General features: G+C 39.5%; 9 protein-coding genes. 8 read left to right on the top strand and 1 reads right to left on the bottom strand.

Features of this window, described 5'->3' with window-relative positions; all coding sequences use genetic code 11:
* Window positions 1-547: START domain-containing protein (locus tag Q0212_RS03220; protein ID WP_297922133.1), on the top strand; the 547-nt coding region annotated here is incomplete at its 5' end.
* Window positions 548-581: 34 nt separating this feature from the next.
* Here the strand turns inward: Q0212_RS03220 and dsbD are convergent.
* Entirely contained in the window at window positions 582-2,429 is a 1,848-nt protein-coding gene (gene dsbD, locus Q0212_RS03225; protein ID WP_297922136.1) for a protein-disulfide reductase DsbD, read from the bottom strand.
* A 272-nt stretch (window positions 2,430-2,701) separates the two neighbouring features.
* Between dsbD and Q0212_RS03230 the strand changes: the two genes are divergently transcribed.
* The 7 genes from Q0212_RS03230 to Q0212_RS03260 all read left to right on the top strand — a co-directional run bounded on the left by Q0212_RS03230 (window position 2,702) and on the right by Q0212_RS03260 (window position 8,569).
* Entirely contained in the window at window positions 2,702-3,145 is a 444-nt protein-coding gene (locus Q0212_RS03230; RefSeq protein WP_297922139.1) for a TlpA disulfide reductase family protein, read from the top strand.
* 97 nt (window positions 3,146-3,242) lie between these two features.
* The gene (locus tag Q0212_RS03235; RefSeq protein ID WP_297922142.1) at window positions 3,243-3,470 is read left to right on the top strand and encodes a DUF4266 domain-containing protein; all 228 of its coding nucleotides are present in this window, start codon (window positions 3,243-3,245) and stop codon (window positions 3,468-3,470) included.
* Window positions 3,461-4,735, top strand: a complete 1,275-nt coding sequence (locus tag Q0212_RS03240) for a DUF3570 domain-containing protein (protein ID WP_297922145.1) — start codon at window positions 3,461-3,463, stop codon at window positions 4,733-4,735. Before Q0212_RS03235 ends, Q0212_RS03240 begins: the two co-directional genes overlap by 10 nt.
* Window positions 4,736-4,841: 106 nt before the next feature.
* The gene (locus Q0212_RS03245; protein ID WP_297922148.1) at window positions 4,842-5,744 is read left to right on the top strand and encodes an FAD:protein FMN transferase; all 903 of its coding nucleotides are present in this window, start codon (window positions 4,842-4,844) and stop codon (window positions 5,742-5,744) included.
* A gap of 101 nt (window positions 5,745-5,845) precedes the next feature.
* Window positions 5,846-6,043: a hypothetical protein gene (locus tag Q0212_RS03250; protein ID WP_297922151.1), complete on the top strand. Its 198-nt coding sequence runs from the start codon at window positions 5,846-5,848 to the stop codon at window positions 6,041-6,043.
* Between the two features lie 469 nt (window positions 6,044-6,512).
* Window positions 6,513-7,175 carry a response regulator transcription factor gene (locus tag Q0212_RS03255; RefSeq protein WP_297922154.1) on the top strand — a complete coding sequence of 221 codons (663 nt, stop codon included), beginning with the start codon at window positions 6,513-6,515 and terminating at the stop codon, window positions 7,173-7,175.
* Window positions 7,172-8,569 (top strand): ATP-binding protein, encoded by a 1,398-nt coding sequence (locus tag Q0212_RS03260; RefSeq protein WP_297922157.1) that lies wholly within the window; start codon window positions 7,172-7,174, stop codon window positions 8,567-8,569. Before Q0212_RS03255 ends, Q0212_RS03260 begins: the two co-directional genes overlap by 4 nt.
* The last annotated feature ends 124 nt before the right edge of the window (window positions 8,570-8,693 follow it).

Genomic DNA, 8,693 nt, shown 5'->3' on the forward strand with positions numbered 1-8,693 from the left:
ACGTGATGATCAAAATGGTGGCGTTCGCTCGTTTAAGCTGGATGTCATTGTTGATGGTTCATTAGAAACCGTGGCTCGTGTTTATTTTGATATTGAAAACTATACTCGTTGGTTTTGGACAGTACGTGAATCAAAATTATTAAAAAAAGTGTCTGACACCGAGTTTTATTATTATTTACAACATGATGCGCCCGTTTCTTTACCCGATCGTGATGTGGCTATTCATGCAGTGATTGAGCCTTATACGGCTAAAAAAGGTTATGCTGCCTTTAAACTCAAAGCAGTCCCCGATTTTATTCCACCACGTCCACCATTTATTCGGATGACGGCGGAAGATATGGTGATTCGTTGGACACCCATTGAAAAAGATAAAACACGTCTAGAAGTAGAAGGTTTTATTCATCCTGGTGGGGTTGTACCATCATGGGCAATTAATGCTGTACAACGTCAAGCGCCCTATTACACCATGCTTGGCTTACAACGTATGGTGCAACTACCTCAATATAAAAATCCAACAACACCTATGCCATTTACTATTAAAGATTAAACATAAAAAAGGGCGGTATTTCCGCCCTTTTTTATTAAATCGGCAATGGTTTAATATGCTCCACAAACTGCTCTGCATCCATACTTCCCATCACCCGTAACGCACGTAACTCTTGGCCTTGGTCATTAAAAAACAACACACTGGGTGGGCCAAACAAACCAAAACGTTTTAACATCGCCTGTGCATTGTCATCATTGCTGGTAATATCTGCTTGTAATAACACCACAGGTTTTAAAGCATTGGCAACAATTGGCGAGCTAAACGTATCGTGTGCCATTTCCACACAAGCCACACACCAATCGGCATAAAAATCTAATAAAGCGACTTTACCTTGTTGTTTTGCCTCAGCTAAAGCGACTTCTAATTCTTGGGCATTATTGACTTTCCGAAAGGTTAATTCGGTTTTGTTACTCAACTCTTTATTGCTTGTACTAGAAAACTGTAAAGGTCTTAAAGGATTAGACTGACCATTGGCAGCGCCCACCAACAACAGCACGCCCCATACCAATAATGCAACACCTAAACCTTTCCAAAAACGTTGCCATCCTGCTTGGGTATTGTCTAAAGCTCCCATCAAAATGCCACAGACAATCAACAACAAACCCCATAACACTAAAGTGACTGCTCCCGCTAAAAAGCGTGATAACAACCAAATGGCAACCATCAACAACAACACACCAAACACCGACTTAACCACCACCATCCATGAGCCTGCTTTTGGAATCAAGCTACCACCACCGACACCAATTAATAATAAGGGAGTGCCCATGCCTAAACCTAAAGCCAATAATGCTGCACCACCTAACCACATATCCCCCGTACTACTGATGTATAACAACGCACCTGCCAACGGTGCAGACACACAAGGTGATACCACTAAAGCCGATAAAATCCCCATTAACAACACGCCAACATAAGTGCCGCCTTGTTGTTTTTGGTTTAAATTGCTTAAACGATCTTGAATAAATGCAGGCAAACGTAATTCATAAAAGCCAAACATTGCTAGAGCCAACAACACAAAAATCCCTGCAAACACCGACAACACCACAGGGCTTTGCATCCATGCCGATAAATTAGCACTTGCGCCAAAATAACCAACGGCCATCCCTGCTAAAGCATAAGTGGTTGCCATACCAACCACATAAGACAACGATAATAAAAAGCCTCGTTTAGCTGATAAGCCCTGCCCTTGGCCAGCAATAATGCCTGACAAAATTGGTACCATGGGTAACACACAGGGAGTAAATGATAAGCCAATCCCCAACACCAAAAATGTCGCCAATATCAGCCCTAAACTACTACCCGCCAAAAACTGCGATAAACTATTGGCATCATTGGTATCCGTTTTTTTACTACCCACACTTGCTGAATTATTCACTGTGGTCAAATTATCTGTGTCAACAGTGGATGTGGGTGCCAACTGCAAAAGCTTAACATTGGCTTTAATTGTCTGTGGTGGATAACATAAACCTTGTTGTGAACAACCTTGATAAATGGCTTTGACCGTTGTTATTTGACCCACATCTTGAGGATTTTGGGCATACACAGGAATTTCAACAGCTAAAGTCTTATGAAAAATTTCTACCCGACCAAAATTGGGGTCGTTTTTAATTTCGGCTTTTTGGCTAAATTGGCCGTCACCCATGACTACAGGATGATTATTATCTGTACTTTGTATCGAAATACGCTTCTTATATAAATAATAACCATCAGCAATGGTAAAACTCATTTGCACATGGCCATCTGTCGTTTTGACAACAGGTTGAAACGCTTGGCCAACCTCTAAATAATCCTCTTCAGCAGGAATATCATCAAAACTTGGCACAGCAGCTTGTACACTATTTATAGACGTTGCTAACAGCAAAATAGGCCAAAGGCGCATATCTTCACCCTGATAAATTAATTTCTTCTAGTCAACAATGTAACAAGCATTCATTAAGAGAGTCTTAAGAAAAGTAAGAAATAGAAATAACTTTTAAAACAGGTAAAAACTAAAATTTAATTTATATTCATGCATTTATACAAATATCATCATTTTTATAATTATGAATAAAATTAATTTTCCTTAAGTAATCCTTAAGATTTAACCGATTAGAATAGCCTCATGCTCAGACAAGTAATGCTCATCAGCATTCAATGAATAGGTATTAGATAATGAATAAAATTGTCAAATGGTTAGGTGCCAGTTTATTAGCCCTAAGTAGTACCCTGACTCATGCCGATAACCTAAATTTAGACAGTTATAAAGGCAAAGTGGTTTATGTTGACTTTTGGGCATCTTGGTGTGGCCCTTGCCGTGAATCTTTTCCGTGGATGAAAAAGATGCAACAACAATATGGCAAAGATGGTTTAGTGATTATTGCCATTAACGTTGACCAAGATAAAAAACTTGCTGACAAATTTTTAAGTGAATTTAAACCCGAATTTAATGTTCTTTTTGATAAAGACGGCAAATTAGCCGAAGACTTCAAAGTCAGTTCCATGCCTAGCTCTTATGTATTAGATCGAGAAGGAAAACCTCGTTTTAAACATAAAGGCTTTCATCTTGATAAACAAAGCCAATACGAAACAGAACTTAACAGTTTATTAAAAAACTAACATTTACCCCCTCACTCTAGCTCTCTCCCACAGGGAGAGAGAACCCCCTCGCCCTTTGGGAGTGGGTTGGGATGAGGGAATAAAAGAGAGTCAAATAATGAAATACAAGCTCAGCCTACTCATCCTTAGTGGTGTGCTACTCAGCAGCTTAACAGCGTGTAGCTCTTTAGGAGTCAAACCTTGGGAGCGCGATTTGTTAGCGAAAAAGTCCATGCAACTCAATAGTGCGCCATTAGACAGCGCGATTGATGACCATATTTATTTTAGTAAAGAAGCGTCCAGTGGTGGTCGCGCATTTGGTGGAGGTGGCTGCGGATGCAACTAACTAACAAAAAGATGCCAGCCTTTCGTGCCGCATTGGCCGCAGCAAGCTGCGGTTTATTAGGAATTGCTACTACAACGGCTCACGCCGAAGATACTTCTGCCGATAGCAAAAAATGGCAAGTGGATACTGCTGTTTTGTACTATGCCGAAGATAGTGGTCGTGTGACGGCTGCTGAACCGATTGTTAACTTTAAAAAAGACTACGGTGATGAGCGTGTTCTTAATTTAAAAGTCACTTTAGACTCCTTAACAGGTGCATCACCTAATGGCGCAACCTCCAGTAGCCAGCCACAAACCTTTACTGGCCCTTCTGGTAATAAAACTTATACCACTGCACCAAATAGCCAACCTTTAGATGGTGAGTTCAAAGACACCCGTGCGGCCGTTCATGCTAACTGGGAACAACCGTTAGGCGAAGACTACAAAGCCAGTGTCGGTGGTGGCATTTCTTCTGAGTTTGACTTTAAATCGTTATCGTTAAATGGAGCGATTTCTAAAGACTTAAACAACAAAAATACCACAATCAGTGCAGGTTTAAACCTAGAATTAGATACGCTTAACTCTGTGGGTGGCAAACCTAAGCCCTTTAGTTCTATGGCGGCTAATATCAAAGAAGGTGATGATAATAAAACGGTGATTGATGCCTTAATTGGTGTTACCCAAGTGATTAATCGTAAAACGATTATGCAATGGAATTACTCGTTAAGCACATCCAGTGGTTATCATACCGACCCTTATAAAGTCTTAAGCTTGGTTGATGGCACTACAGGGTTTGCGTCAGATTATTTATTTGAAAATCGTCCTGATAGCCGCACACGTCATAGTTTATTTTGGCAGACCAAATATCATTTAACCGAAGATGTTGTTGATGTGTCTTATCGTTATATGACCGATGATTGGGGCATTAATTCACATACGCTCGATTTACGTTATCGTTACCAACTCAACGATAGCAGTTATTTAGAGCCACATGTGCGTTTTTATACCCAAACAGCCGCCGACTTTTATCAAAACTTCTTGGTACAAGGTCAAACCTTACCGCAGTTTGCTTCGGCTGATTCGCGTTTAGGCGAATTTGATGCCACCACGTTTGGCATTAAATATGGCAAAACCTTAAGCAATGACCGAGAGTTTAGTGTACGTGTTGAACAATACAATCAAGCTGGTAATGTCAAAACACCTGCAATTGGTCAACTTAAAACACAAACATTGGTTCCTGATTTGAATGCTTTAGTGGTACAGTTTGGTTATTCTTTTAAATTTTAACCTTTTATTTACCCTCACTCTAGCTCTCTCCCAAAGGGAGAGAGAACCCCCTCGCCCCGTGGGAGAGGGTTGGGGTGAGGGATTAGTAAAGGAAGGAACAGCCTCTATGTCCCACGACCGCAGTAACCAAATTCACATTCAACATCATCATAATTATTGGCAAATTCAATTTGAGGCAATGGCTAGCACCTGTGAGGTGTTAGTTGATACTGATGATAGTCAACTCGTGCAACGACTCGCCCATTTAATTAGCAAAGAAACATGGCGTATAGAACAAAAGTTTAGCCGTTATCAGCCTGATAATATTGTTTATCAAATTAATCATTGTGAAGGTGGCATTGTTCAAGTGGATGCCGAAACTGCTGAACTTATTGATTTTGCGGCACAATGTTATACCTTAAGTGGTGGCATGTTTGATGTGACATCGGGCATTTTGCGTCGAGCATGGCGTTTTGATGGTAGTAGTTTATTGGCTGATCCTGAAGTGGTTGAGTCTTTATTACCCCATATTGGTTGGGAAAAGGTGCGTTGGTTAAATCCCGTCATTTCTCTTCCCTATGGCATGGAGTTAGATTTTGGTGGCATTGGCAAAGAATATGCGGTTGATAAAGTTTGGTTATTAGCCACTGAGCATACCCAAGAGCCTGTATTAATTAATTTTGGCGGTGATTTGCGTGTGTCAGGTACGCGTCGTGATGGTTCACCGTGGAAAGTGGGCATTGAAAACCCTGAACAAGATGGTCAAACACAAGGTATTTTAGAAATTAGCCAAGGCGCATTGGCGACCAGTGGTGATAGCAAACGCTTTTTATTAAAAGATGGTGTGCGTTATAGCCATATTTTAAACCCAATGACAGGTTGGCCAATTACTGATGCACCCCACTCCGTTACAGTCGCTGCCCCTACGTGTATTGAAGCAGGCATGATGGCAACTTTTGCGAGTTTACAAGGTGAATTTGCTGAGCAGTTTTTAGACGCAATGGATACGCCTTATTGGTGTATTCGTTAATATTGATTTGTGGGTTTGGCTAAGAAGCCCACACTTCTTGCTTTGCTGCTAATTATCCTAAATGCTATGATAAAACAAAACCACTCTTAGGAGTAAAGATCATGTTGCCTATCACTGCCATACAAAATTTTGATAGTTTACCGCCAATTGCTCAAGAGCAAGTCATTGCTTTTATAGACTTTTTAAAAAATCGTTATGCGACAAAATCACCTGATTGTTTTATTGACTCATTAATGGCTATGCCAAATGTGGGTAAAGATAGTGATTTTGAACGTGTACAAAATGCTCAATTTATTTGATTGAACGGTTATCGTGGGTTTCGTACTTCACAGCTTACATTTCTATTAAATAATAAACTCTTAAATTTATTCTTAATACCCATTTGTTGTTCAGGACTAATAGGTTGTACATCATTACACAGAACAAATTTCGTATATAAATGTGCGAATACAAAATCACAAACTTCTTCTTTTGTTATTAGTCCATGTTTGTAGGAGTTCATTAACTCCTTCTCTATTAACTTAGGTTCAATATAAGTTTGTATTTCATTGATTTGGAGCGTCTTCCCTGTATACAAAAATATAAATTCAGCCAAACACTCCAAAACGTTTATGCTTAACATACGTTATTGCTCATATTAATAATCAACACCCACCAAGCCTACACAAATTATATTGCCTTAAGCAATCCTTAAGTTTTGTCATTTATTGTATTATGCTGCCAAAGCCGATTTAAGCTAAAGCATTACAAAACATAGGGTTATGGCGTATGCGTATTTTATTAGTTGAAGATGATTTGATGCTTGGACAAACCTTACAACGCGCCTTAGAGCCACAAGGTTACACCGTGGATTGGCTGCGTGATGGTAGCCAAGCACTACAAGCAATTTTAGACCAACACATAGACCTAATTATTTTAGATTTAGGCTTGCCCAAAATTGACGGCATGAGTGTACTTAAACAAGCCCGACTTAAAGGCATTCAAACACCTGTCTTAATTTTAACTGCACGCGATACCACCCAAGACAAAGTACAAGGTTTGGATGCAGGCGCAGACGATTATTTATTAAAACCCTTTGATTTAGCCGAACTCTATGCACGGATTCGTGCTTTAACTCGTCGTGCCAATGGCCGAGCCGAAAGCCAAATTTGTTATGGCGACTTACGTTTAGAACCACAAAATCAACGTATTTTTTATCAAGATAAAGAAATTAGCCTCCACCGCCGTGAATTTATGGTGCTACACGAACTACTCGAAAATGTTGGCAAAGTGCTCACTCGTCAAAAACTCGAACAAAGTTTATATGGATGGGGCGAAGACATTGAAAGCAATGCCTTAGAAGTACACATTCATCATTTACGCAAAAAACTCTATCCCGAACTGATTAAAACCGTGCGTGGTATTGGCTACATTATAGAGAAACATAAATGAAGTCGATTCGCCAATATCTTCTACTTGGCTTATTTGGCGCATTACTATTGTCGTCTTGTGCCTCATTTTTAATTAGTTATGTGGCCAGCACTCACGAAATAAGCGAACTACATGATGCACAACTGATTGAAAATTCTAGATTTATTGAAGGTTTTCTTAATCAAAAACCGCATAAACTGAATATTGAGCAAATCAATCAAGCTCTCTCTCAAGTCAAAGCGACCCATTTAGAAGAAGGTGAAGATTTTAATGCCGATGCCCACGCTTACGAACGTAAAGTGGCTATTCAAGTGTGGGACAAACAAGGAAAATTAATTTTAAGCACCCCTAGTGCACCTACACACGCACTTTCGCCCCTACAAAAAGGTTTTTTTCAACAAAAATCAGGTAAACATACATGGTTTATTTATACCCATCAAATTCCTGCTAATCACTATTGGTTAATGGTTGCCGAGCGTTCTGATATTCGTGAAGAAATGTTGCATAACATTTTATTTAGTATGTTATCAGGGACAATTATTGCCATTGTCATGATTATGATTTTAATTGGTAATGTGATTAAACGTGGCTTATTACCGCTCACTCAATTATCACGAGCAATGCAAGAGCGTGATTTAGACTATTTACAGCCTGTTAAATTAACCAATAATCCACCTAATGAGCTTCGCCCCGTATTACATGCACTCAATCACCTATTAGATCGTTTGGATGAAGGCATTGAACGTGAGCGTCGCTTTTTAGCAGATGCTGCTCATGAGTTACGCACCCCATTATCTGTACTAAAATTGCAGTTACAACTGGCCAGTGATGCCACTACCTTTGAACAAAAACAACAAGGAATCGAAGATGCCTTAGTAGGCGTTGATCGTAGCACACACACCGTTGAGCAATTATTAACCTTGGCGCGTTTGGAAGCCAACAAACAAGCGTTGCAACGTGATGCGATTGATTTAGTTAGTTTGGTGCAAGAAGTGACTGCTGCTCTTTATCCTTTAGCACAACAAAAAGAGCAAAATTTAGAATTAGACTATCAACAAGATTTAATGATATTCAAAGCCAATCGGGTGTTAATGAATGTTTTAGTGCGTAATTTAATCGAAAATGCGATTAAATACTCACCCTCTAACAGCAGCATACAAGTATTACTTAAACAAGATGATAATCAACTCTGTTTAGAAGTGTGCGATCAAGGCCAAGGTGTCCCAGAAGAAGATTTAATGCACCTGACACAACGTTTTTATCGCCATGAACAAAGTTCAGATACACGAGGGACAGGCTTAGGTTTATCTATTGTACAAAAAATTATTGATTTGCATGATGGAAAAATTACCTTTCAAAATCGTCCTACTGGTGGCCTATCGGTCAATGTTTATTTTCCTAACTCTTTAAATTGATATGCTTAAATCTTTTTTAAATCACTTATCTTGGCGTAGCCCTGCGGTCATTAATGCTTTATTGGCTTTATGGTTTACTTGTATTACTAACACCGCTTTTTTTGAAAAAATTTGGCAATTAACA

The organism is uncultured Agitococcus sp., from assembly GCF_937920075.1.
Taxonomy (GTDB): domain Bacteria; phylum Pseudomonadota; class Gammaproteobacteria; order Pseudomonadales; family Moraxellaceae; genus Agitococcus.